The following is a 22,246-nucleotide window of genomic DNA, read 5'->3' as shown; positions in this document are numbered from 1 at the left end:
GTTGAACTGCTTACAGCCCCTTGGAGGCGAGGAACTTCGCCGTATCCACCATGCGGTTGGAGAAGCCCCACTCGTTGTCGTACCAGGCCATCACCTTGAGCAGGTTGTCGCCCATGACCATGGTGTTGGTGGAGTCGAAGATGGAGGAGTGCGGGTTGCCGTTGTAGTCGACGGAGACGGTCAGCTCGTCGCTGTACTGGAGGATGCCCTTGAGCGGGCCCTCGGCGGCGGCCTTGAAGGCGGCGTTGACGGCGTCGACGGTGACGGACTTGCTGGTCACGACGGTCAGGTCCACCAGGGACACGTTCGGGGTGGGCACGCGCACCGCCTGGCCGTTCATCTTGCCCTTGAGCGCCGGGAGCACCTCACCGATGGCCTTCGCGGCGCCGGTGGAGGCGGGAATCATCGACAGCGCGGCGGCGCGGGCGCGGCGCAGATCCTTGTGCGTGAGATCCAGGATGCGCTGGTCGTTGGTGTAGCTGTGGATGGTGGTCATCACGCCCTTCTCGATGCCGAAGTTCTCCAGCAGCACCTTGCCCAGCGGCGCCAGGCAGTTGGTGGTGCACGAGGCGTTGGAGAGGATGTGGTGCTTCTTCGGATCGTACTGGTCGTGGTTGATGCCGTAGGCGAGGGTCAGGTCCGGGCCCTTGGCCGGCGCGGAGATGATGACCTTCCTGGCGCCCGCGCCCATGTGCTTGGCGGCGTCATCGCGCTCGGTGAAGCGGCCGGTGCACTCGAGCACGATGTCGGCGCCCAGGGACTTCCAGGGCAGCGCGCTCGGGTCCTTCTGGGCGGTGACGGCGATCTCCTTGCCGTCGATGACGATGCCCTTGTCCGTGGCCTTCACGGTGCCCGGCCACATGCCGTGCACGGAGTCGTACTTGAAGAGGTGGGCCAGCGCGGCCGGCTCGTCCAGGTCGTTGATGGCGACGAAGTCGAGGTCCTCCTTGCGGCTCAGGGCGGCGCGAAGCACGCAGCGGCCGATACGACCGAACCCGTTGATGGCAATCTTGGTGGCCATGTCTCAGTCTCCTTAGAGGAAGTGGAAAGACGAGGTTGGAAAGCTCACAGGCACACGACGGGCCGTACGTCCCCCCGCCGTGGGAAAGGGCGGCCGACCGTAGGCATGTGACGCACGCGAGTCAACGCTCTGTGAAGAGAGAACGACGACGCGTACGCCGTAGCTGAACAGTGGACAGGAGCAACAGCCACGCAACGGACGCGGATCCGCCGCCTGCCCGGCAGCCGCAGCCCGTCTCCGCGTTCTCATAGGACTCGGGAATCCGGTCCACTGAGCAGGGGGCAAGGCTCGACGGGCCCCGCGCGACGGCGTCCGGCGGCAGGACCTCTTCCCCAGCGGGTGGCACCGGGGGAGCGGCCAGCACTCCCGCCCGGGCCAGGAAGGCCCCCATGAGCCAGGCGCGGCGCTCGGGATTGACGATGCCCTCGAAGGGCACGCCCAGGAAGAGCACCTGTCCACCCGGCGCCGAGGCCACACCCGCGGCCGAGTCCGTTCCGGCATAGCCCAGCACGGGGGAGCCGCCCTCCAGCGGAAGGAGCACGTCCGTCACCCCCACGGGGAAGGAGCCCCGCAGCCCGTCGTCCAGCATCGAGTTGGAGAGACCCGGGAGCCAACCCTCCGAGAGCCCATTCACCAGGAGGGCCGACGAGCCGCAACCGGGCAGGGCATGGAGGATGTCGGTCAGGAAGGCCCGCTCGTCCGAGCCCCCCAGCGCGAGCGCCGAGGCCACATGGCTGCCCGAGAGCAGCAGGTGGCCGCCCCCCATGACGAAGGTGCGCATCAGCGCCTGCTCGGCCGCGGTGGGGCCTTGCCCCCCTGCCCTTCCCCGGCCGATGAACCAGTCCAGCACCCGGTATCCCACGGGGGTGAGAAGACCCGCGGAGATCGCCTCGCTGGTCGCTCCGTCGAAGGCCACCGCGTGCTGAGCCACCGCCTCCCCGTGACGCCGCAGGGCCGTGCCGTCATTCATGGACTCCAGGAGCGCGCGCAGCGGGACGCCCAGCCCGTACGCCGAGAGGTCCTCGGCACGCGCCAGTTCCGCGTCCAGGCGGCGGAAGGCGTTGACCACGAGCACCTCCGGGCCCCTGCCCGCCTCCGGTACGCGCACGCCCACCACGTCCGAGGGGAAGGACTCGCCTCCGGCATTGAGGGAGGCCACTCGGAAGTAGCGCGTGGTGCCCGGCGCCAGGGTGACGGAGAAGGTGGTGGAATCCCGCTCCGTCCCGTCGTCCCAGGCCAGCCCGTCCGCGCTCTGGTAGACGCGGTAGCCGGTGGCCTCATGCCCGCCCAGGTCGAGCGTGTCCGTGGACGGCTTCGCCCACTTCACTTCCACCGCCCCACTGCCGGCGTTGCGAGCCACCAGCGCGGTGGGCGGCTCGGGCGGCAGGTGCGCCGTCTGGCTGTCTCGCGCGGCGAAGTACTTGATGAGGCCCTGCAGCATGGCGCGCGCGGCCACCCGGCGGAACTCCGGCTGCTTCAGGTGCGCGGCGTCCGCGGGATGGTCGTGGTAGGCCAACTCCATGAGAACCGCCGGCGTCTCCGGGTTGTGGGCCGGGTTCACCTCGCCCAGGTTGGCCGAGCGCAACGAGCGGACCCTCCAGTTCGGGTCGATCGCATTGCGGATGTCCTGCCTCAGCTCGTCCAGCAGCGCCCGGGCGAGCACGTCGCTGCCCGGCACCCCCGTGAAGTTCAGCGTGCCATCCACGGGGTTGGGCCCGTAGACGTACGCCTCGGTGCCGCGGAACCTGTCGTCGGGCTTCGAGAGCCCCGAGGCATTCGTGTGCCAGGCGACGTAGACGGCGTCTTCCCCCTCCTCGTGCAGCCAGGCGGCGAAGCGCGGGCGCGAGGAGACGTCGTCGTTGCGCTCGTTGGAGAGCGCGTTGATGCCCGAAGGCGCGAACACCGAGGGCGGCGCTCCACTGAACTGGGTGTGGTAGCGCGCGCACTCCTCGAAACGGGGACGCGGCAGGGGCGCGAGCGCCCCATCACCGATGGCACCACTGCCACCTCCGAAGCGCACCGCGTCCAGCGACAGGGTGCCCGGCTCCGCCGAGTCGTTGAGCGCCAGCACCGAGGCCGTTTCGGGATGCAGACCCGCCCGGAAGTAGAAGCGGCCCAGCAACACCCACGTTCCACCGTGGCGGCGCTGGTTCACCCGGAAGTGGCTCTCGCCGCCCGCGTGCCGCACCACGTAGTGCGCATCCGAGACGCGGCCCGGGTCCGCTCCATACGAGACGTACACGTGATAGGCACCGTCGGCCGGAATCGAGGGGGTCCAGGCGGCCTGCGCCGTGGCCGTGGACGCGGCCGTCATCAGCCGGGTGTCCCCGAGCAGGAAGGGCTGCACCGCGTTCCCCATCGGCACCGGAGGCGAACCCCAGCCGGGCGTGGCGGAAGTGAAGAGGTCCCCGGAGCCGGTCTCCGAATAGCCCGCGCCTCCGTTGTCGAGGATGACCATACGCGGGTTGAGATCCGACTCGCGCACGGGAATCACCGTGGCCCCCGCCCCCGTCAGCATCGGCAGCAGGTACTGGTTGAGCGTCTCGATGGAGACCAGGTCCTCGACGACGTCGTTGGTGTTGCCCCGCTGGGTGGCCCACCGGCCCAGGGGCGAGCTGCGGAAGAAGCCGTGCCCCGGGCTCAGGTAGATCGTCTTTCCCGACAGGGCGCCGGTGCGGATGCGCGTCTGCGGCATGCCCGAGAGCGCCGAGACGGAGCCCGCCGGGTCCTCGCGGCGCACCAGGGGCGGCTCGGAGGGCAGCCAGCGAGTCTCGTGGGGCCTCGGGCCGGGGAGCGGCACATAGACGGCACCCGGCGGCTCCAGGCCGCAGTCTTCTTGAGGAATGACGCCATCCTCCTGGGCCTGACTCGTGCCCGGCAGGCAGAGCAGCGAGAACAGCACCCAGGCGGTGGCACGTACGTGAGCAGGAAGGGCCATGAGGGGGCGGACGTTAGGCCCCGGCGCGAGGACACGGCAATCAAACCGTGGGTGCCTGCCTGCTCTCCCGCTAACCTGCTTCCGCGATGAGCTCTCCAGCCCTATCACCCCAGCTTCCACCTACTCCCGAGAAGCAGCCGCCGCCTCATCCCCCTCGGGGCGGCTCCGGCATGCTCGCCTCCTTCCTCCATGCGTGGAACGGGCTCATCCACACCGTCGTCCACCAGCGCAACATGCGCGTCCACCTCGTCTCCGCGCTCCTCGTGGGCCTGGTGGGCAGCGGCATCGAGCTCGGGCTCGCCGAGAAGGTGACGCTCATCTTCTGCGTCCTCCTCATCTTCTTCGCGGAGATCCTCAACAGCGCGCTCGAGCACCTGGTGGACCTCGCCACCCGCCACTTCGACGAGAAGGCCCGCCTCACCAAGGACGCGGCCGCCGCGGGTGTGCTCGTGCTCGCCACCGGCACCGTCGTCATCTTCGCCGCCATCCTCGTGCACAACTGGCAGACGGTGCTCCGCAGCGGGCCTCAAATCGCCCGGCAGGTGGTGCTCGGCCTGCCCCTGGCCCTGTGCGTGCTCGTGCTGGTGCTCCCGCGGCCGCGCTCCGTCTGGGTGGATCGGCTGGCCGTCGTCGTGGGCGCCGTCCTGCTCGCCGCGCTCGCGCCCCGCACCGCCAGCTCCGTCTTCACCGCCATGAATGCCGGCCTGCTCATCGTCGCCGGGGCCGCCGCCCGCCAGCGCCGCCTCGAGCGCGAGCGCCACCGGTAGGGCTCGCCGCCGGAACGCGGACACAAAAAAACCGGCACCAGGCCGGTTTCTTCTTCGCCACCTGGGGGGGCGCTCAAGCCCCGGGACCTGCCCGGAGCCCGGCTACCCGCCAGGGACAGCGCCAGTCTAGCCGCTCAGGCTTCCTTGCGGAACTCCGCCCGGGGCTCGGGCGTCGGCTGGGCAACGTTCTCGCCCTTGATGTCCTCCGTCACCAGGTCCAGCAGCTCCGTGGCGATGCCGATGATCTGCATGGGGGTGTAGCCGCTCGCGCGCAGCTGGGTGAAGAAGGTACGGGCGAGAATCCGGGTGCCCTGCTTGTCTGTACTCAAGGACGTGTCCTCCGAGATGCGGTGGGACCGCGTAATCACTGGCGGTTCCTTCTTCAACCCGCGTGCCAGCAGTCGCGTTCCTGACGAATTCTCCATGCACTTCAAGCGGTTGAGAGAATCCGGGGGCTGGTGCGGTGGTCCCCAGATGCGAAGGGGCCTTCGCACCCTTCCGGCCGCCCAGGGGGAGGGCATGCGAGGGGTGCATCGTCAAGTTCGCACCCGCTCGCCCCTCGGGTGTTCAATAGCTTGCATTCGGGGCCTCGGGTGACGCACATACGCCCCCCCTTTCCCCGGCTTCAGGAGAAGAGCAGCGCATGGCGTATCGGGTGAACAACATCGGGCTGTGGTTGGACGAGCCGGAAGAGCTGCTCGGCCAGCGGGCAGCCGAGAAGCTCGGAGTAACGCGCGCGGACCTGGCGTCCGTGCGCGTCGTGCGCGCGGTGCTGGATGCTCGCAAGAAGGGCAGCCCCCGCTACATCTATACGCTGGAGGTGGAACTGGCCCCCGGCCGGGCGCCCAAGCGGCTGCCGCCGGACGTCGGGGAGACGCCGCCTCCTCCCGAGGCTCCGCAGCGCGTGAAGGAGCCGGAGCGCATGCCGCTCATCATCGGCACCGGGCCCGCGGGACTCTTCGCCGCCCTGGGCCTGCTGGAACGCGGCGTTCGCACCATCCTCATCGAGCGCGGCCGCGAAGTGGTGGCCCGGCGGAAAGATGTGGCGAAGCTGATGCGGGATGGCTCGCTGGACCCGGAGAGCAACATGAACTTCGGGGAGGGTGGGGCCGGCGCTTATACCGACGGCAAGCTGTCCACGCGCATCAACCACCCCATGGTGCGCAAGGTGATCGAAACCTTCGCCCGCTGCGGCGCGCCGGACCACATCCTCATCGAGGGCAAGCCGCACATCGGCTCGGACCTGCTGCCGGGCGCGGTGGCCAAGCTGCGCGATGATCTCATCGCCGGCGGCTGCCAGGTGCTCTTCGAGCACAGGGTGGAGGAAGTGCTCTACCGGGATGGCCGCGTGTCGGGCGTGCGGCTGGCGGACGGGCGCACGCTGGAGAGCGACCGGGTGGTGCTCGCCCCGGGCAACTCGGCGCGCGAGCTGTATGAGCGCTTCGCCGCGGACGGGCGCGTGGTCGTCGAGCCCAAGCCCTTCGCGCTCGGCTTCCGGGCCGAGCACCCGCAGGGGCTCATCAACTCCATCCAGTACGGGAGCGCGGCGAAGAACCCGCGGCTGCCTCCGGCCGACTACAAGCTGGCGGAGAACCTGGACGTGGACGGGGAGGTGCGCGGCGTCTACTCGTTCTGCATGTGCCCCGGCGGCATCGTGGTGCCCACGCCCACCCAGGAGGGGCTGCAGTGCACCAACGGCATGAGCAACTCGCGCCGCAACGCGAAGTACGCCAACGCGGGCATCGTCGTCACCGTGTCCGTGCAGGACTTCGAGCGCGAGGGCTTCCGCGGCCCGCTCGCCGGCCTGGAGTTCCAGCGCCACTGGGAGGCCAAGGCCTATGAGCTGGGCGGTGGGAAGTTCTACGCCCCCGCGCAGACCATCCCCGACTACCTCGCCGGGCGCGTGAAGAAGGATCCGGGCGGCACCAGCTACCGGCCGGGGCTGGCGCACACGGACCTCAACAAGCTCTTCCCGGAGCGCCTCACGGTGTCGCTCAAGCAGGCGCTCAAGGCGTTCGACCGGAAGATGCGCGGCTTCCTCAGCGAGGAGGGCAAGCTCATCGGCATCGAGAGCCGCACCAGCTCGCCGGTACGGATCACCCGCGGCGAGGACATGCAGTCCGTTTCCATGCGGGGGCTCTACCCCGCGGGCGAGGGCTGCGGTTACGCTGGCGGTATCGTCTCCTCGGCCATTGATGGGTTGCGAGTGGCTGAGCAGATTGCGAGCGAGCTCGCCTGAGCCACGGGAGGGAGCCATGGGCTACCGCGTACGCACACCGGATGGAGAGCTGGCCTACCCCACGCTGAGGGATGTGGAGGTGGCGTACACCCAGGGGCTGGTGGACCCCACCGATGAAGTGCTCGAGGATGGACACACCACCTGGCGCAAGGCCTCGAGCATCCCGGCGCTCGCCCGGGCGAGGCCCTCCGCCACGGGGCGCATGGGATGGGCCCAGAAGGCGGGGGCCGTCACCGCGGTGGTGCTGGGCGCCATGGCGCTGAAGCTCATCCTGAGCGACGAGTGGGGCCTGCGAGGTGCGGGCATCGTCCTGGCGCTGGTGATGAGCGGGGTGCTCATGTGGCTCACCGCCAGTGCCGCCAGACGGCCCGCCTCTCCGAAGGACTGATCAGCAACCCTGGAAGCAGGCCGCTCCCCTGCTCCACGAGCGGGCACTCCCGCCCTCCCCGCACCCGTTCCCCGCCCGCCGCATGTTTCCCCCCATTGAGGACTCATGGCGCGCGGACGGCACGGCGTCCGCGCAGAGGGGAGGACGGCTTTGTTCAACACCTACCTGTCCCGCGAGGCGGCTCGACGGCTCAAGCACGGAGCCCCCTGGGTCCGCCGCGAGGACATCGTCTCCATGGAAGGCACCCCCTCCGCCGGCGAGGCCGTGCAACTCCGGGACGAGGACGGGCATGTGCTGGGGCTCGCCGACGTGGACCTCGAGGCCTCCTATGCCGTGCGCCGGCTCGGCCTGCCCGACGAGTCCGCCGAGGGCATCATCCCCCGCCACGTGCGCCACGCCTTCGAGCGCCGCGCCCGCATGGTGGATGACCCGCGCTTCTGCCGCTCCATCAACGACGACGGCGACGCCCTCCCCGGCCTCATCGTGGACCGTTACGACACGCACCTCGTCGTCCAGACGCTCACGCGCGCCATGGACGCCCGGCTGCAGGAAATCACCCGCGCCCTGGTGGAGGTCGCCGGCGCCGAGTCCGTGCTGCTGCGCAACGACACCGCCCGGCGCCGCCAGCTCGGCCTGCCCATCCAACGGCCCCACGCCCTCTACGGCAACCCGCCCCGCTGGAGCCGCGTGCTGGAGCTCGGCGCCCGCTTCACCGTGGACCTCACCTACGGCCCGGGCGTGGGCTACCCCTATGACCAGCGCGAGCTGCGCCGCTTCCTCGCCCGCCTCGCCCAGGGCGCCCGGGTGCTCGACCCGAGCTGCCACGTGGGCGGCCTCTTCGTCCACGCCGGACGCCATGGCGCCCGCTCCATCCTCGCCTTCGACAGCGACGCGGACACGGCGGACCTCGCCCGCGAGAATGGCGAGGCCAACGGGCTGCTGGGGCGCCTCCGGGTGGAGCGCGGCGAGGCCCTCGCCGTGCTGCACAGCATCCACGACACCTTCGACCTGGTGCTCCTGGACACCCCGGAGGCCACCTCCCCGGAGACCTTCATCGAGCAGGTGCGCCTGGGCCTGCGCGTCACCCGCCACGGCGGCACCCTGCTCGTCGTCGGCTACCACCCGCCCCTGCCCACCGGCGGCTTCGACGAGCTCATCGCCGAGGCCTGCGAGCAGGAGGGGCGCATGGGCTTCCGCTTCGCCCGGCTCGGCCTGCCCCCGGACCACCCCACCCTCGTGGGCTTCCCGGGCACCGACTACCTCTCGGGCATCGTCATCGAAGCGAGCTGAGAGGCCGGCCTGACGCCTACTTCTTCGCGGCGGTGGCGTGCTTGCGCACCGCCCGGAGCACGTCCGGCACCGACGTCTTGTTCGCCTTGTCCGCGATCCACTTCGGCAGCGAGCCGCCCGGGTCCGTGTAGAGGTAGTAGGTGACGAACGTCTTCTTCCCCTCCTCGCGCGGCTCCAGCAGCCAGTAGCCCGTGTTGAGTTTCACCCGCACCACGCCCTCGCGCTCGGGGGGGACCCCCTCCGTGGCCGCCGTCCAGGCCGTCTTCAGGAAGCCCTTGCCCTCCTTCCAGTCCGACTCGTCCCGGATGCGGATGATGAAGTCCCGCTTGTCCACCAGCGGGGCGTTCACCAGGCAATAGAAGACGGTGACCTTCCCGTCCTGCTCCGAGGCCAGCACCCGGCTCTCCTGGGTGTAGGGCATGGTCTTCGTGTAGTTCGTGTAGTCACGGATGACCCGCCACACGTCGTGGGGAGGGGCGTCCACGAGGGTGGTGGCCTTCACCTCGGAGACGGAGCCCCCCTCGGGAGTCCGGGCCAGCACGGAGATGCCGTCGTCACGGGCCACCTGCTGCCAGGCCGGTTCACCAGCGCCAGTCAACAACACCAGCAGGGAGAGAGCGGGAAGAAGGGACATGAATCCATCCTAACCGCCTGGGTGGTGCTAGTGTCGCCGCCCGCGTATGACGACCGATAACCCGTCCGACAATTCCCCCACTTCCTCTCCCACCGACGCCTCCGTGGAGCAGGTGCGCAAGGTGTATGCGAAGGACCTGCGCGAGAAGGATGCCGTCAACACCGTCTTCCGCGTCACGAAGAAGGAGCGCGTCACCGCGCGCAGCGGCAAGGTGTTCCTCTCCGTGGTGCTCGTCGACAAGAGCGGAGAGATCGACGCCCGCATCTTCGACAAGGTCGATGCTCTCGAGCCCACCTTCTCCACCGGCGACTTCGTGCTCGTGCGTGGCAGCGTCATCGGCTTCCACGGCAAGTCGCAGGTGGTCATCGAGGCCCTCGAGAAGCTGGACCCCGAGCCGCTCGACCCCAAGGAGTTCGAGCCGCCCGCCCGCGAGGAGCAGCCCGCCCCCAAGGCCGCCGCCCCGGCCCGTGAGGAGCAGGCCGCGCCCAAGGCCCGTGAGGAGCAGCCCGCGCCCGCGCCGAAGCCCGGCGGTGACGGCCACGGTGGCGCCCGCGCCGTGGGACAGATCCGCGAGATCCTCACCGAGCGCGTGAACGATCCGAACGTGAAGGCGCTGCTGCTGGCCTTCATGGATGACGCGCAGATCGCCGCGGGCCTGCCGCACGCGCCGGCCGCCAAGGGCGTCCACCACGCCTACCGTGGCGGGCTGGCCGACCACCTGCTGTCCGTGATGCGGCTCACCCTCCGGGTGGCGGACCACTACCCCATGGCGGACAGAGACCTGCTGCTCGCCGGCGCCTTCCTCCACGACGTGATGAAGGTCGCGGAGATCTCCCCGGACAAGGGCTTCGAGTACACCGACGAGGGCAAGCTGGTGGGCCACCTCGTCATGACGGCGCAGAAGATCCGCGAGAAGTCGCTGGCCATTCCGAACTTCCCGCCGCTGCTGGAGCAGCACCTCACCCACCTCGTCCTCGCGCACCACGGGCGGCTGGAGTACGGCTCGCCCAAGCTGCCGATGACGATCGAGGCCCACATCGTCCACGCCCTGGACTCGCTGGACTCGCGCATCGCCTCGTGGGTGGAGGCCATGCAGCGCGACCCCAACGACCGGTGGACGGAGAACCTCAAGCTCTACGATCGCCAGATCTGGAAGGGCCCGGTGCCCACGTCGCGGGGCCGTGCGCCGGTGGAGGGCGGTGGCCGCAGGAAGGGCAAGGACGGCAAGAAGCCCAAGGAGCGGCCGGAGAGGGCCGCGGGCGCTGCCGCTCCCGCGAGCGAGGGCCAGCAGGCGCCGCGCGCCGAGCGTCCCGAGAGACCCGAGCGTCCCGAACGGCAGGAGAAGCGCGAGCCGAGGCCGCCGCGTGAGCCGCGCGAGGGGCGGGAGCAGCGCGAGGGACGGGAGCCTCGGGAGGCCCGCGAGCCGCGTGAGCCCAAGCCGCCGCGCGATCCGGTGAACGTTCCCAAGGAGCTGACGTTCAAGCCGTTCAGCGTGCTGACGGCGCCGAAGACGGAGCCCGCCGACAAGTCCGGCGGGGGGGGCTCGGACACGGAAGGCTGACATGGCGAAGAAACTGGGTGAGCGCCTCGTCGAGGCGGGGCTCGTCACCAGCGAGTCCATCCAGAAGGCGCTGGAGCACCAGAAGCACACCGGCCACCGGCTGGGGGACTGCCTGGTGGAGATCGGCCTGCTCCAGGAGGCGGCACTGCTGCGCTTCCTGGCGGCCGAGTTCCAGACGCGCTTCGTCTCCGCGGAGAAGCTGGCCAAGGCCCGCATTCCCACGGAGGTGCTGGACAAGGTGCCGGTGCGGCTGGCGGAGGCGCAGAACGTGCTTCCGCTGGCGATCGATCCGGAGCGCCAGCTGCTGTCGGTGGTGGCGGCCGAGCCGCAGAACAAGAAGCTGCTGGACGAGATCGCCCTGGTGACGGGGATGTCCGAGGTCTACGCGTACGTGGGCCTGCGCAGCACCATCGCCGCCGCCATCCGCAAGCACTACTACGGCGACACCACGGCCTTCGCCTCGCTGGAGGTGGTGACCGCTCAGACTCGAGCGGACGTCTCCACCATGGCCAGCGCCTACGAGAGCACCGCGGGGCAGGCCCCGAAGTTGAGCATCCAGCTCCGGCTCGAGACGGACAACCGGCTGCGGCCGCCGCCGCGTCCGGGCACGCAGGGGCGGGGCAAGACGTCCAGCGGCGACACCTTCCCGGGCTCGCGCGGGACGGTGAGCGACAAGGACTACATCGAGACGCTGAACATCCTGGTGACGATGCAGGAGCGGGATCGCAAGCATCACCGGGGGCACTCGGCGCAACTGGCGCGCCAGGCCGCGGTGGTGGCGCGGCGCCTGGGAATGCCACCCCGGGACGTGGCGGCGGTGGCCATCGCGGGCTACCTGCACGACCTGGGCAAGCCGGCCGAGCGTCACTTCTGCCTGGCGAGCAACGCGGTGAATCCGGAGTGGATGGCCGACGCCAAGCGCTACTGCCGGGTGCCCACGAAGCTCTTCGAGTCGGTGAACCTGCCGGTGCAGGTGAACACCATGCTCGCGCAGCTCTACGAGGCCTATGACGGCTCGGGGACGCCGCAGGGAGCCAAGGGCGATGACATCACCCTGGGCGCGCGCATCCTCGCGGCGGTGGACAGCTACCTGGAGCTGACGAAGAACCCGGCCAACGCGCACGGGAAGCTGCTGACGAAGGACCAGGCGCTGGAGCACCTGCGGGAGAACTCGGGTAAGCTGTATGACCCGCTGGTGGCGGACATCGTCATGCAGGTGCAGACCGGCGAGCTGCTGCGCCAGCGCATCGTCAATGACGGGCGGCAGATCCTCATCGTGGAGCCGGAAGAAGGCACGCGCACGGACCTGCTGGAGTCCGCCCAGAAGCAGGGGCTGGTGGTGCACGCCCTGTCCTCACTGGATGGCGCGTACGACGCCCTGGGGTACCAGGACTGCGACGTGCTGGTGGTGGGACTGAAGTTCGGGCTGGACGAGGTGCTGGGGCTGCTGCAAGCGACCCGCTCCTCGCCGGAGGCTCGCGGGCCTGCCGGTGGTGGTGCTCGGGGACCCGGACTCGGGCACGCGCGAGCGGCTGATGATGGGCGGAGCCTCGGCGGTGCTGCCTCCCACGCAGCCGGGCGAAGCGGCGAAGACGATCCGCTCGCTGTACGACGATCGCATCCAGCACAACGGCCCGGCCCGGGTGGTGCGCGGCAGCCTGGACGAGCTGCCCGCGGCCCAACTGCTCAAGCTGCTGGGAGCGGGCAAGAAGTCGGGGCGGCTGTACCTGAAGCAGAACGCGCACGAGGGCTACCTGCACCTGGAGCAGGGAAAGCTCGTCTACGCGACGGTGGCGACGCAGAACGGCGAGCAGGCCATGCAGACGCTGCTGAGCTTCTTCCAGGCGGACTTCCGCTACGACCCGGACTCGCTGCTCCTGGATACGCCGCAGATGGACAAGGACCTGGAAGTGCTCGCCCAACAGGTGGCGATGCGCCGGCCGACGACGTCCATGCCCGCCGTGTAGCGCCCCCTCGCGGGTACTCCACCCCCCTGCCACGGAACTGGAGCCGGGATGACTCCTTGACAGGCACGGCGGGGGGAGACTACTCCTGCCCGGGACCTGACTTTGAGACTCATTATCAACTTCAGGACCACCGAGGAGACCCCATGACACCGAGGCATTGGCCAGCGCGCTTCCACCGTGCCGTCTACCAGGCGCACCTGTGGCTGGGCCTCGTGAGCGGCCTGCTGTTGCTGCTGATGAGCCTCACCGGTGCGGTGCTCGTCTTCGTGGAGGAGCTCGAAGCGGCGCTGTATCCGCACCTGCTGCGCGTGGAGCCCGGGCCGGAGCGCGCCAGCTTCGATGAGATGCTCGCCACGGTGAGGGCCGCGTACCCGGAGGCCACCCTGTACGGCTTCCGGATGCTGCCGGAGGAGCCCGGACACTCGTACACCGTCAACATGAAGCTGGAGGGGCGTTACTGGTTCACCTACGTGAACCCGTACGACGGGACGCTCCTGGGCGGCCATGACGCGGACCAGGGGAACTTCACGCGCGCCCTGCTCAACCTGCACTTCAGGCTGCTGTCGGGCAAGCCCGGGGAGGTGCTCGTCTTCCTCCTGGGACTGACGCTGGTGGGCGCGGTGCTCACCGGGACCTGGGTGTACCGCAAGTCCCTGCTGCGCGTGTTCCGCGGCCCGGTGCGCTGGCGGGCCGGAACGCGGGTGGTGGCCGGAGAGCTGCACCACAAGGTGGGCGTCGCCGCGCTCCTCTTCAACCTGATCATCGCCGTCTCGGGGGCCGTCATGCTCTGGCCTTCCGTGTCCGGGCTGCTGCGAGGCGCGGGCGCGGCGTCCACGCCCGCCGTGCCCGGGCTCCACGCCTCGCTGGATGCGATGGTGGCGCGGGCCCCGTCCGAGCTTCCCCGGCTTCGTGCTCAAGGGCCTCGTGCTGCCCCTGGCCCCCGGCGGGCCGGTGGCCCTCTACGGTTACGTGCCGGGAGGCAATCCGCTGCTCGGCACCTACAACACCCGGGTGGAGTTCGAGCCGGACACCGGCGCCCTGCGCGCCGTGAAGGACGCACGCGCGGCCCCCCTCCTGGAGAAGCTCCGGCTGATGGCGGGACCCATCCACTTCGGCCACTGGGGCGGGCTGCCCATCAAGCTGCTCTACACGCTGCTCGGCCTCTCGCCGGGTGCGCTGTCCGTGACGGGCTTCCTCATGTGGTGGGTGAAGCGCAGACGGAAGAGCCCGGCCGCCGTACCGGAGGGCCGGGCCGCGGCGCCCCACGTCCCCGCGGCGGCGCCCTGAGGCCCTTGTTGGAGGTCTCCGCCCGGCCTCAGCGGATGCGGGCCACGTCCATGACGAAGCCCGGGAAGGACACGCCGGCCTTCGGCGTGCCGGAGCTCAGCTCCAGCAGGGCCGACTCGGAGTAGTCCGCCGCCGTCTGGCTGATGAAGAAGTGGGGCCCGGACGCGAGCGTGAAGCCGCTGTACCCGCCGGGCTCCCCCTGCACCCGGACCGGGCCGGAGAGCGTCTCCAGGGGCAGGTGCCACCAGCTCCAGCCCTTGCTGTACCACTGGCTGTAGCTCGTGCCGGGCGAGCTCGGGGTGAGGGTGGTGTCCGCGGCCTGCACCCAGGCCTTGCCATCCTCGGTCACCGAGATGACGGTGCCGACATGGCCCTCCCCCAGCGCCGTGGCCACGCTGCCCACATAGTCCGTGTCGAACGTCTGCCTGCCCGGCGAGATGCGCAGGATGCAGTCGCGCTGGCCGCCATCCTCGTTGCCGTAGGCCGCGTACCCCAGGCCGTTGATGACGCTGCTGAAGAAGTAGAGCGTGTCCTCGTACCGGGCCGTCTTCAGGATGCCGCGGCAGCGCTCGTCGGGCGCCGTCGTCATCGCATCCGTCGCCGTGTCGATGCGCACCAGCACGCTGCCCGGCAGGACGCGATCATACTCCCGGGTGTTCCAGCCCACCGTGAAGTAGGCCTCGCCGTCGCGGCTGGCCCACTGGCTCAGCGCGGTGATGTAGCCCGTCTTGACGAGCTCGCGCGGGAGCGGGAGCGTCTTCTCGACGGCCATCTCCGCCGGGTTCCACACGATGACCTGCGCCTGCGCGTCATCCTTGTAGTAGGCCTTCGTCTCGCTGACGAAGTGCACCGACTGGGCGCCCAGGCTCGTCACGCCGAACGGCTGCAGCGACAGGCTGTTGCCCTCCACCAGCCGGCCCTCCCGCACCTCGTAGCGCGTGATGGTGGGTGACTCGCCAGCGCCGATCGCGAAGAAGCCCACTCCCTGCGCCGCGTAGAGCCGCGGACGGCCCGCCAGCTCGAGCGACCGCGCGTAATCCAGCTTGCCGGCCTCCTCCAGCGAGCTGGCCAGCGTGAAGTAGTTCATCCGGGTGTCACCCGTCTGCACCGCCGAGTGGATCAGGTACAGCGGGCCCTCGCCACCGGGCTCCGGCTCGCCCCCGCCCCCCTCCCGCTCGCACGCGGACACGAGCAGCGTGGCGCAAGCCAGCAGCCCCCGGGAAACACGGCTCCTCCCCATCTTCATCACTCCCTTGCTCATCATCCCTACCTCATCCCGGCCGGGGTCCCTGGCCGGCGCAGTGCTGTCATCGTCTCAGCGGGTGAACCGCACGTGGATCGGCGGCGACGTGGCGGTGTAGGCCTCGCCATCCTCATCGGCCGCGGGGGCGAAGCGCGCCTGCCTGGCACAGGCCAGGGCCGCCTCGCCGAAGCCGTGGCCCGGGTCGGCGAGGAGTTGGACCGCCGAGGCCGTGCCATCCGGACGCACCACGGCCTGGAGCACCACCACCTGCTCGTCGAGCCCCAGCCCGCCAGCCTCCCGCGGCCAGGGGCAGTGCCAGTTGCTGGCCGGCAGGCTCACCGGGCGCGCCCTGCCGCCCGTGCCGTCCGGCACTCCATCGGCGGCCACCTCGCGCGAGTGCACGGCCTGGGTGCTCGTCCCGGCCGAGGAGGTGCTCCCCCCCACGAACCGCGGACCGCCGCCGGTGACGATGTCGAAGCCCGTCAGGTCCAGCGGCTCGGCGGGCCCTTGCGCCGCGACGACCTGGCCCGCCATGGCCGGCGCGGGCGGCGGCGCCACGGCGTGCTCCCGGGGCGCGGCCCGCGGCGCGGAAGCAACGGCGCTCGTCCGCACACGCACGGCGGGCGGTGGCGCGGGCGCTGGCGCGGGAGGCGCGGCGGGGGCTGGGGGCGGCGTCAGCTCGACGAGGTGCTCGAACGCCAGCACCGGGCGGCGCGGCGGAGCGGCCGGCGCTTCCACGAAGGCCCGGGAGGCGGCCCACACCGGCAGCGCATGGCCCATGACGGCGAGCGCGAGCGCGCCCAGCAGCAGCACGGGCCGGGAACCGCCCATCCGGCCGCCCAGCACGATGGAGGCGATGCTCCCGGGGGGAGGCTCGGGGTGGCCGGCCACCGCCGCCCGGGCCGGCGTCCGGCGTGCTCCCGGCGGCGGCCCGAACACCACCTGCGCGATGCTCCCGGCCGGCGCTTCCGCACCCATTGCATGCCGTGTCATCACTTCCCTCCTTCCGCGGGCTCATCCGCTCCGGGCGGGAGGGCACCGAAGGCGACGCGCTCGACGCCCGAGGCCTTGAGCCCGTCCAGCACGGCCATCACCCGGCGGTGCGGCACGGCGCCGTCGGCGTGGAGCACCGCGCGCAACCCCTCGTCGCGCCCCAGCGCCTCCCGCGCCTTCTCCCGCAGCTCCTCGTCCGTGCACACCACGCCGTCGACGAGCAGCCCGCCATCCGGCTGGATGGTCACCGCCAGGAGGGTCTGCACCTCCTCGCTCTGGGACGCTCGCGGCAGATCCACCGGCACCGCGGGCGTCACCACCATCTTCGCCGTGACCATGAAGATGATGAGCAGCACCAGGACGATGTCCACGAGCGGCGTCACGTTGATGCCCTCGATGATCCCACCCCGGGGTTGCGATCCACCGGCCATGGCTATTGCCCTCCCGCCGCGGCGGACCGCGGCATGGGGGACACGGGCGCCTCCACCCGCGCCGTCGTGTCCGAGAGGTAGGCCAGCACGAGGCTGGAGAGCGCCTCCGCGTCCAGGAGGATGACGGCGATGCGCCGCTGGAACCAGTTGTAGAGCGCCACGGCCGGCAGGGCCACGGCGATGCCCGCCGCGGTCGCCACCAGGGCCTCGGCGATGGCCCCCATGACCGCTTGCGAGGCCGCCTGCGTGGCGGTGCCGGCCGCCGTCTGGGCCTTGCCCAGCTCCTCGAAGGCCAGGATGACGCCGATGACGGTGCCGAACAGGCCGATGAAGGGCGCGTTGTTGCCGAGCGTCCCGAGGAACACGAGCCGCGCCTCGAGCGACTTGCGCTCGATGGCCATCGCGCTCGCCATCGCCTTCTCCGCCGCCGCCGGGCCCCGGTCCGCCAGCCGCAGCCCCGCCAGCGCCACCGCGGCCCCGGCCGAGCGCAGGGCCCCCAGCGCGGAGATGGCCTCCTGCCGCGAGCCCGCGCGCAGGTGCGCGTCCAGCATCGCCGCCAGCCCCCGCAGATCATCGCTCCTGGCGCGGAAGTAGAGGAAGCGCTCCACGGCGAGCGCCAGGCTCACCGCGGACAGCAGCATCAGCAGCCATAGCACCCAGGCCGCGCCGGTCTGCACCAGCAGGTTCTTCAGGGTCTCGACGGTATCCATCGTCATCGTCCTCCCAGGGGCGCCGGGGCGTCCGGAGTCGCGCCACGCCCGCCCTCCAGGCTCAACGTGGTCTTGAAGTAGAAGGCCCGTCCGGGCCGCTGCACGCCGAAGAAGTCGTAGGCCTTCTCATCCATGAGGTTCTGCACCTCGGCGGTGAAACCCAGGGTGACGGGGTTGCCCCGCGCCACGTAGGTGAGCGCCAGGAAGTGCTGCGTCTGCGAGGGCACCCCCTGCTTGGAGTCCCGCAGCCCGACGCTCTCCCAGCCGCGGAAGAAGGCGTGCACGTACCGGAGGTTCCATACCAGCGAGAGCTCGTCGCCCGGGGAGACCAGCGCCTCCCGCCGCAGCCGCGCCGACGCATTGGCGAAGAAGTACGGCCGGTTGGGGATGCGGTCGCCGAGGAAACCGCCAAAGGCCCCCTCCCCCGAGGTGTTGCGGAAGTCCTGCCAGGTGGCGTTGCCCTCCAGCGACAGGAAGTCCCCGGGCAGCGTCCAGCCGCCGGACGCCTCGAGGCCCACCGAGCGCGCCGCGTAGACGTTCCGGTAGGCGAAGGCGTTGTCGCTGCCCAGCAGGACGATGAGCTGATCCGTGAGGCGCAGGAAGCCCTGGAGCTCCCCACGGAAGGCGCCCGCGGCCGTGCCGGGCAGCTCGGCGGCCAGCCCCACGTTGAGGTTGTGGCTCGTCTCGGGCTGGAGCTCCGGGTTGGGCGCGACGAGCACCCCATCCCCGAACGCCTCGTCCGCTCGCGGCAGCCGGGTGGCCCACTCGTAGGAGGCCTTGGCCTGGAGCCCGTCCGACAGGCGCAGCCGCAGCGCGTCTCCCAGGCCGAGCCGGTGCGTCCTCCGCTCCTGCGCCAGCGCCAACCCCCCCGGCAGGGACTCCCGGGAGCGGGCGAGCTGGAGGTAGTCCTTGAGGAAGAGCAGGTTCTCCAGCCGGCCGCCGAGCAGCTCCCACTCGTGCTCCACTCCCGTCACCAGGGTGAGCAGCTCGTGCACGGCCGACAGCGGCTCCCTGCTTCCGGGCGGGGTGGGGGCGCGCTCGTCACCGGTCCGGCGCACGTACGTCGGCGCGGCGGAGAACCGGAGCTCCTGCCCCGGGTGCGGCCGCCAGCCGAGGTGGAGGCGCGCGAGGCCGCCGTGCTGCCACGTCACCTGATCCCTCGGCCGAGCCTCGAGCTCACCGGGCTGCACGCGCTGGAGCAGGCACTGGCCAAACCAGTTGTAGACGCAGGTGCCCACGTCCAGGAACCGGGTCTCCCCGTAGCTGTAGCCCCCCACCAGACCGAGCGAGACGCCGGAGGCGAGCACCTGCTCATAGCGCAGGGTCGCGCCCGCCGCGTCGCGGTCATACCCGGCCTCTCCGTACGGCACGGTCATGACGGGGTTGTGCTGCAGTTCCTTGGAGGAGCGCGTCAGGAAGCCGCGCAGCAGCAGGCGCCGGGCCCAGGGACGATCGACGAAGCCCGCCTCGGCGTGGAGGCCCGAGGCCCGGTAGCCATCATGGAAGCGGTGCACGCGCGCGGGCGACAGCCGCCCCTTCGCATCCGCCACCTCGACGTCGATGGGGTAGTCGTTGTCCGCCCGGTCCAGGAAGCCGCCCACCCGCGCGAAGAAGCCGCCCGGCGCGTACAGGTGCCGCGCGTGCAGCGTCAGCCGGTGCGTGCCGAACGCGCCCCCCTGGTAGGACACCGCGCCGAGCGTGCCCCGGATGTCCTCGTCCGTGACGAGGTTCACCGCGCCGCCCAGGGCGTCGGCGCCGAAGCGGATCGGCACCACGCCCCGGTAGATTTCCACGCGCTCGATGAGGTTGACGGGCACGTTGGCGATGCCGGAGGGGTAGCCCGAGAGCTCCAGTGGCAGCCCGTCGAGCAGGAAGCGGATCTGATCATCCGACAGGCCGTTGAGCGTGAAGCGGGCGCCGGAGCCGAGGCCGCCTCCGCGCTGCACCCCGACGCCCTCGGAGCGCGCCAGCACCTCGCCCAGGTCCGCCGTCTGCCGCCGGGCCTGCTCCGTCTCCACCACCCGCACCGCCTGCGCGGAACGGCGCAGCCGCTCGGCCGCGGACTCGCCCTGGACCGTCACCTGGAGCGGCTTCTGGTCCGCGCCGGGCAGCAGCCGGAGCGACGTCCCGGTCGTCTCTCCCGCCACCACGGCCACGCGCAGCTCCGCCCGGCCCAGGCCCGGGGCCGCCACGCGCAGCGCGTACACCCCCGCGGGCAGCCCCTCGAGCCGGAAGCGCCCCTCCTCGTCCGTGCGCGCCCGGTGCGTGTGCTCCGCCTCGTCCGTGAGCAGCACCTCGGCGCCCACGGCCGGAGCCCCGCCCGCCCCGGGCAGCAGCACCTGGCCGGCCAGCGCCCCCTCCAGCACGGGCGGGTGGAACTCGTAGGCGTAGAGGATTCGCGCCGCGATGGGCGTGCCCCCCCGGCGCGCCGGGGTGAAGCGCGAGTGCAGCGCGGCCTCGCGGGCGGCCTCGTCGAAGCCAGGGCCGGCGGACTCGGCCACCTCCGCCCCGGTGACCTGGCCGGCCGCGTCCACCGTCAGCCTCAGCACCACCCGCGCGGACCTCCGCTCCGCGAGCGCCTCGGGCGGATACACGGCCTCGGCGAGCTCGTGCGGCGCGGGTGGCTCCACCGCCACGTCCGCCTCCCCCGCATGGGCCGGGGCCCCCACCACCACCGGCAGCAGGAGCCCCAACCACAGCACGGCGATGAGGACGCGGGGACGGCTCACGGCGCTCGACTACCTCGCGGGACAACATCCCCGATGACAATGAATTTGAGAGACATTCTCAATTTCCCCCCCGCTCTCTAGCCGTCCAGGCGGGACCAGTCAAGCCACCGGGGCCCGCCGGCTCACTCCTCCGCGAGCGGGTTGGGCAGGGTGCCGTTGGGGTAGAGCGCGTGGCGCAGGGCCCTGTCGGTGTAGCGGGTGACGACGAGCCGGTCCCGGTTGAGCGCATACCGGGGAATCTGCGGGGTGAGCAGATCGTACTCGGCGAAGCGCTCGCGCAGCTCGGGGAAGCGCTGGTGGAAGTCCAGGATGGTCCGCCGCACCAGGCGCCAGAAGGTCCGCTGGGGCACGCCGAGCTGCTCGGCGCACAGCGGCGCGAGGTAGCGGAAGTGGCCGACGAAGACCTGGTCCACCACGTGCTGGCGGATGACCATCGGGTGCTTGCGGGGCAGCACGTGATCGTGCCCGTCGGGCTCCGGGCCGCGCTCGGGCACGCTGGTGAAGGACACGCACACGTCGTCGACGAAGTCCTTGAGGTACAGGCGGTGGGGGACGTCGCGCTCGTCGAAGCCCAGCAGCGTGTTCTGCCCGTGCGGGTTGAAGGTGATGCCGTAGCGGTAGAGCACGTGCATGATGGGCACGAGCAGCGTCTCGAAGAGCCGCCGCAGCCACTGCTCCGGCGCCAGCCCCGAGGCGCGGACGAGCTCGGTGACGAACGCCACGCCCGAGCTGTCCACGTGCAGCAGCGAGGCGAAGGTGCGCACCCGCTCGGAGGCGTCCTTGCGGGACGACACGGACTCGCGCCAGATGCAGCCGAGCGTCTCCAGGTGCTGGTAGGGCACCTCCGGCAGCTTCGCGAGGTACGGGTGCTGAACGGTCACCGAGGCAACCTCCCCGAGGAACACCGTGCGGCACTCCTCCGCCAGGAAGGGATCCTTCTGGAGCAGGCCATGCAGCCACTGGGTGACGACGGGGGCGCCCTGGGTGCAGTGCGGAGGGATGCCCCGCCACACCAGGGTGTTGAGGATCCTCAGCGGCAGCTTGACGTCGAAGCGGCGCTCGGTGGAGACGTTGGCCATGGTGCGGATGGACTGGCCCGGCAGGTAGGCGTCGGGGCTCTCCCCCAGCGGGACGATGCGCCGCTGGGCCACGTCCGCGGCATGCAGCACCTGGACGGCATGGTCCCACTGCCAGGGGTGCACGGGCATCCACACGTAGGCATCGGGCTCGAGGCCCGAGGCGCGCAGCCCCCGGGCGAAGCGGGCCCGGGTTTCCTCGTCCAGTTCGCGCAGGAGCACGTCCCGCTCGGACAGCTCCGAGGTGCCCCGGAACTCCGCGAGCCCCCGGTGCACGGCGATCCACTGCAGCCGGACGGGCTGGCGGGACTCGGGGGCGTAGCGGCGCACGTCGGAGGCGGAGAAGTTGACGCGGCCCTTGTTGGCCACCAGCCAGTTGTGCCCCGTCATGTGGCACTCCAGCTCGGTGTGGCCGAGGGCACGCAGCCCGGCGGCGCTCGTGCCGCCATGGGTGAGCCGCGCGGCATCCACCGCCAGGGTGGCCGACAGCTCCGTGAAGTAGGTGGCCAGCGTCGAGGCATCCGTCCCCAGGGTGGTGGAGACGTCGGAGAGGAAGCGCAGCGCGTCCCAGGCGGGCTCGGCGATGCTGTTGCCGAGCATGCTGGTGGCCGTGCGGGTGATGGAGCGGGGATCCACCCGCATCCACCCGAAGGCGCCGGGCTCCGCGGCGAACACGTAGGACGTGCCGCTCTGGAGGTCCACCCGGAAGCGGCCCTCCCCGGAGGGGATGGGCTTGAGCATGTCCTCGAAGCACCACTCCCCGAGGGCCTTGGCCAGGAGCTGCCTGTTGGCCTCGCGCCAGGCCTCGGGCGTCACCGCGGGCAGTTCCGGCACCGGGTGCCCGGATACGTCGGTGGAGGGCTCGGCGGAGGGCTCGGCGGCGGCGCTGGCCGTGGCCTGGGGGAGGACAACCAGGACGCTCGGGGTCCGATCTTCGGCTTGGGTCTGCATGGTGACTCCTTCAGAAGCGGG

General features: G+C 71.1%; 16 protein-coding genes and 2 pseudogenes. 8 read left to right on the top strand and 10 right to left on the bottom strand.

Annotated features, from left to right (window positions below; translation table 11 throughout):
• Positions 1-10: 10 nt before the first annotated feature.
• Positions 11-1,021: a type I glyceraldehyde-3-phosphate dehydrogenase gene (gap, locus tag ACN28I_RS47435; RefSeq protein ID WP_420948453.1), complete on the bottom strand. Its 1,011-nt coding sequence runs from the start codon at positions 1,019-1,021 to the stop codon at positions 11-13.
• A gap of 121 nt (positions 1,022-1,142) precedes the next feature.
• Positions 1,143-3,959: an N-acetylmuramoyl-L-alanine amidase gene (locus ACN28I_RS47430; RefSeq protein WP_420948452.1), complete on the bottom strand. Its 2,817-nt coding sequence runs from the start codon at positions 3,957-3,959 to the stop codon at positions 1,143-1,145.
• Positions 3,960-4,045: 86 nt separating this feature from the next.
• Here ACN28I_RS47430 and ACN28I_RS47425 point away from each other — a divergent pair, with 86 nt between their 5' ends.
• Entirely contained in the window at positions 4,046-4,726 is a 681-nt protein-coding gene (locus ACN28I_RS47425) for a diacylglycerol kinase family protein (protein ID WP_420948451.1), read from the top strand.
• A gap of 134 nt (positions 4,727-4,860) precedes the next feature.
• Here ACN28I_RS47425 and ACN28I_RS47420 read toward each other — a convergent pair whose 3' ends face one another.
• A complete protein-coding gene (locus ACN28I_RS47420; protein WP_420948450.1) occupies positions 4,861-5,055 on the bottom strand; it encodes a hypothetical protein in 195 nt (64 codons plus the stop codon).
• A 314-nt stretch (positions 5,056-5,369) separates the two neighbouring features.
• Here ACN28I_RS47420 and ACN28I_RS47415 point away from each other — a divergent pair, with 314 nt between their 5' ends.
• The 3 genes from ACN28I_RS47415 (at position 5,370) to ACN28I_RS47405 (ending at position 8,643) form a co-directional block, all read left to right on the top strand.
• Positions 5,370-6,965 (top strand): NAD(P)/FAD-dependent oxidoreductase, encoded by a 1,596-nt coding sequence (locus tag ACN28I_RS47415; RefSeq protein WP_420948449.1) that lies wholly within the window; start codon positions 5,370-5,372, stop codon positions 6,963-6,965.
• Positions 6,966-6,981: 16 nt separating this feature from the next.
• Complete coding sequence (locus ACN28I_RS47410; RefSeq protein ID WP_420948448.1) at positions 6,982-7,353, top strand: hypothetical protein; 372 nt, start codon at positions 6,982-6,984, stop codon at positions 7,351-7,353.
• Between the two features lie 150 nt (positions 7,354-7,503).
• Positions 7,504-8,643 carry a class I SAM-dependent rRNA methyltransferase gene (locus ACN28I_RS47405; protein WP_420948447.1) on the top strand — a complete coding sequence of 380 codons (1,140 nt, stop codon included), beginning with the start codon at positions 7,504-7,506 and terminating at the stop codon, positions 8,641-8,643.
• A 16-nt stretch (positions 8,644-8,659) separates the two neighbouring features.
• Here the strand turns inward: ACN28I_RS47405 and ACN28I_RS47400 are convergent, their stop codons facing one another.
• Positions 8,660-9,277 carry an START domain-containing protein gene (locus ACN28I_RS47400; RefSeq protein ID WP_420948446.1) on the bottom strand — a complete coding sequence of 206 codons (618 nt, stop codon included), beginning with the start codon at positions 9,275-9,277 and terminating at the stop codon, positions 8,660-8,662.
• Positions 9,278-9,323: 46 nt separating this feature from the next.
• Here ACN28I_RS47400 and ACN28I_RS47395 point away from each other — a divergent pair, with 46 nt between their 5' ends.
• From ACN28I_RS47395 to ACN28I_RS47380, 4 genes and pseudogenes are all read left to right on the top strand, one after another.
• Positions 9,324-10,838 carry a 3'-5' exoribonuclease YhaM family protein gene (locus ACN28I_RS47395; protein ID WP_420948445.1) on the top strand — a complete coding sequence of 505 codons (1,515 nt, stop codon included), beginning with the start codon at positions 9,324-9,326 and terminating at the stop codon, positions 10,836-10,838.
• A gap of 1 nt (position 10,839) precedes the next feature.
• A pseudogene (locus tag ACN28I_RS47390) lies at positions 10,840-11,973 on the top strand (HD domain-containing phosphohydrolase); the annotation flags it as partial.
• A 400-nt stretch (positions 11,974-12,373) separates the two neighbouring features.
• Positions 12,374-12,805, top strand: a complete 432-nt coding sequence (locus tag ACN28I_RS47385) for a DUF4388 domain-containing protein (RefSeq protein ID WP_420948861.1) — start codon at positions 12,374-12,376, stop codon at positions 12,803-12,805.
• 143 nt (positions 12,806-12,948) lie between these two features.
• Positions 12,949-14,092: pseudogene (locus tag ACN28I_RS47380) on the top strand (PepSY-associated TM helix domain-containing protein).
• A gap of 28 nt (positions 14,093-14,120) precedes the next feature.
• On the opposite strand, the gene ACN28I_RS47375 reads toward ACN28I_RS47380, so the two are convergent.
• The 6 genes from ACN28I_RS47375 to ACN28I_RS47350 all read right to left on the bottom strand — a co-directional run bounded on the left by ACN28I_RS47375 (position 14,121) and on the right by ACN28I_RS47350 (position 22,225).
• Positions 14,121-15,356, bottom strand: coding sequence for an MxcI (locus tag ACN28I_RS47375; protein WP_420948444.1), 1,236 nt, complete (start codon positions 15,354-15,356; stop codon positions 14,121-14,123).
• Positions 15,357-15,407: 51 nt separating this feature from the next.
• Positions 15,408-16,328: an energy transducer TonB gene (locus tag ACN28I_RS47370; protein WP_420948443.1), complete on the bottom strand. Its 921-nt coding sequence runs from the start codon at positions 16,326-16,328 to the stop codon at positions 15,408-15,410.
• Positions 16,328-16,759 carry an ExbD/TolR family protein gene (locus tag ACN28I_RS47365; RefSeq protein ID WP_420948442.1) on the bottom strand — a complete coding sequence of 144 codons (432 nt, stop codon included), beginning with the start codon at positions 16,757-16,759 and terminating at the stop codon, positions 16,328-16,330. The genes ACN28I_RS47370 and ACN28I_RS47365 overlap by 1 nt, the downstream gene beginning before the upstream one ends.
• Positions 16,760-16,761: 2 nt before the next feature.
• The gene (locus ACN28I_RS47360; RefSeq protein WP_420948441.1) at positions 16,762-17,475 is read right to left on the bottom strand and encodes a MotA/TolQ/ExbB proton channel family protein; all 714 of its coding nucleotides are present in this window, start codon (positions 17,473-17,475) and stop codon (positions 16,762-16,764) included.
• A complete protein-coding gene (mxcH, locus tag ACN28I_RS47355; protein ID WP_420948440.1) occupies positions 17,472-20,198 on the bottom strand; it encodes a TonB-dependent siderophore myxochelin receptor MxcH in 2,727 nt (908 codons plus the stop codon). Before mxcH ends, ACN28I_RS47360 begins: the two co-directional genes overlap by 4 nt.
• A 122-nt stretch (positions 20,199-20,320) precedes the next feature.
• Positions 20,321-22,225 (bottom strand): IucA/IucC family protein, encoded by a 1,905-nt coding sequence (locus ACN28I_RS47350; RefSeq protein WP_420948439.1) that lies wholly within the window; start codon positions 22,223-22,225, stop codon positions 20,321-20,323.
• Positions 22,226-22,246: the final 21 nt, after the last annotated feature.

Source organism: Archangium gephyra (assembly GCF_049060025.1).
GTDB lineage: Bacteria > Myxococcota > Myxococcia > Myxococcales > Myxococcaceae > Archangium > Archangium gephyra_A.
This window is presented reverse-complemented; position numbering and strand designations above follow the sequence as displayed.

Coding starts and splice junctions, on each gene's coding strand:
- ACN28I_RS47400 (WP_420948446.1), bottom strand. CDS start 9,277: ATGTCCCTTCTTCCCGCTCTCTCCCTGCTGGTGTTGTTGACTGGCGCT.
- ACN28I_RS47425 (WP_420948451.1), top strand. CDS start 4,046: ATGAGCTCTCCAGCCCTATCACCCCAGCTTCCACCTACTCCCGAGAAG.
- ACN28I_RS47360 (WP_420948441.1), bottom strand. CDS start 17,475: ATGACGATGGATACCGTCGAGACCCTGAAGAACCTGCTGGTGCAGACC.
- ACN28I_RS47395 (WP_420948445.1), top strand. CDS start 9,324: ATGACGACCGATAACCCGTCCGACAATTCCCCCACTTCCTCTCCCACC.
- ACN28I_RS47385 (WP_420948861.1), top strand. CDS start 12,374: ATGATGGGCGGAGCCTCGGCGGTGCTGCCTCCCACGCAGCCGGGCGAA.
- ACN28I_RS47415 (WP_420948449.1), top strand. CDS start 5,370: ATGGCGTATCGGGTGAACAACATCGGGCTGTGGTTGGACGAGCCGGAA.
- ACN28I_RS47350 (WP_420948439.1), bottom strand. CDS start 22,225: ATGCAGACCCAAGCCGAAGATCGGACCCCGAGCGTCCTGGTTGTCCTC.
- ACN28I_RS47430 (WP_420948452.1), bottom strand. CDS start 3,959: ATGGCCCTTCCTGCTCACGTACGTGCCACCGCCTGGGTGCTGTTCTCG.
- ACN28I_RS47375 (WP_420948444.1), bottom strand. CDS start 15,356: ATGATGAGCAAGGGAGTGATGAAGATGGGGAGGAGCCGTGTTTCCCGG.
- ACN28I_RS47365 (WP_420948442.1), bottom strand. CDS start 16,759: ATGGCCGGTGGATCGCAACCCCGGGGTGGGATCATCGAGGGCATCAAC.
- ACN28I_RS47370 (WP_420948443.1), bottom strand. CDS start 16,328: ATGACACGGCATGCAATGGGTGCGGAAGCGCCGGCCGGGAGCATCGCG.
- gap (WP_420948453.1), bottom strand. CDS start 1,021: ATGGCCACCAAGATTGCCATCAACGGGTTCGGTCGTATCGGCCGCTGC.
- ACN28I_RS47410 (WP_420948448.1), top strand. CDS start 6,982: ATGGGCTACCGCGTACGCACACCGGATGGAGAGCTGGCCTACCCCACG.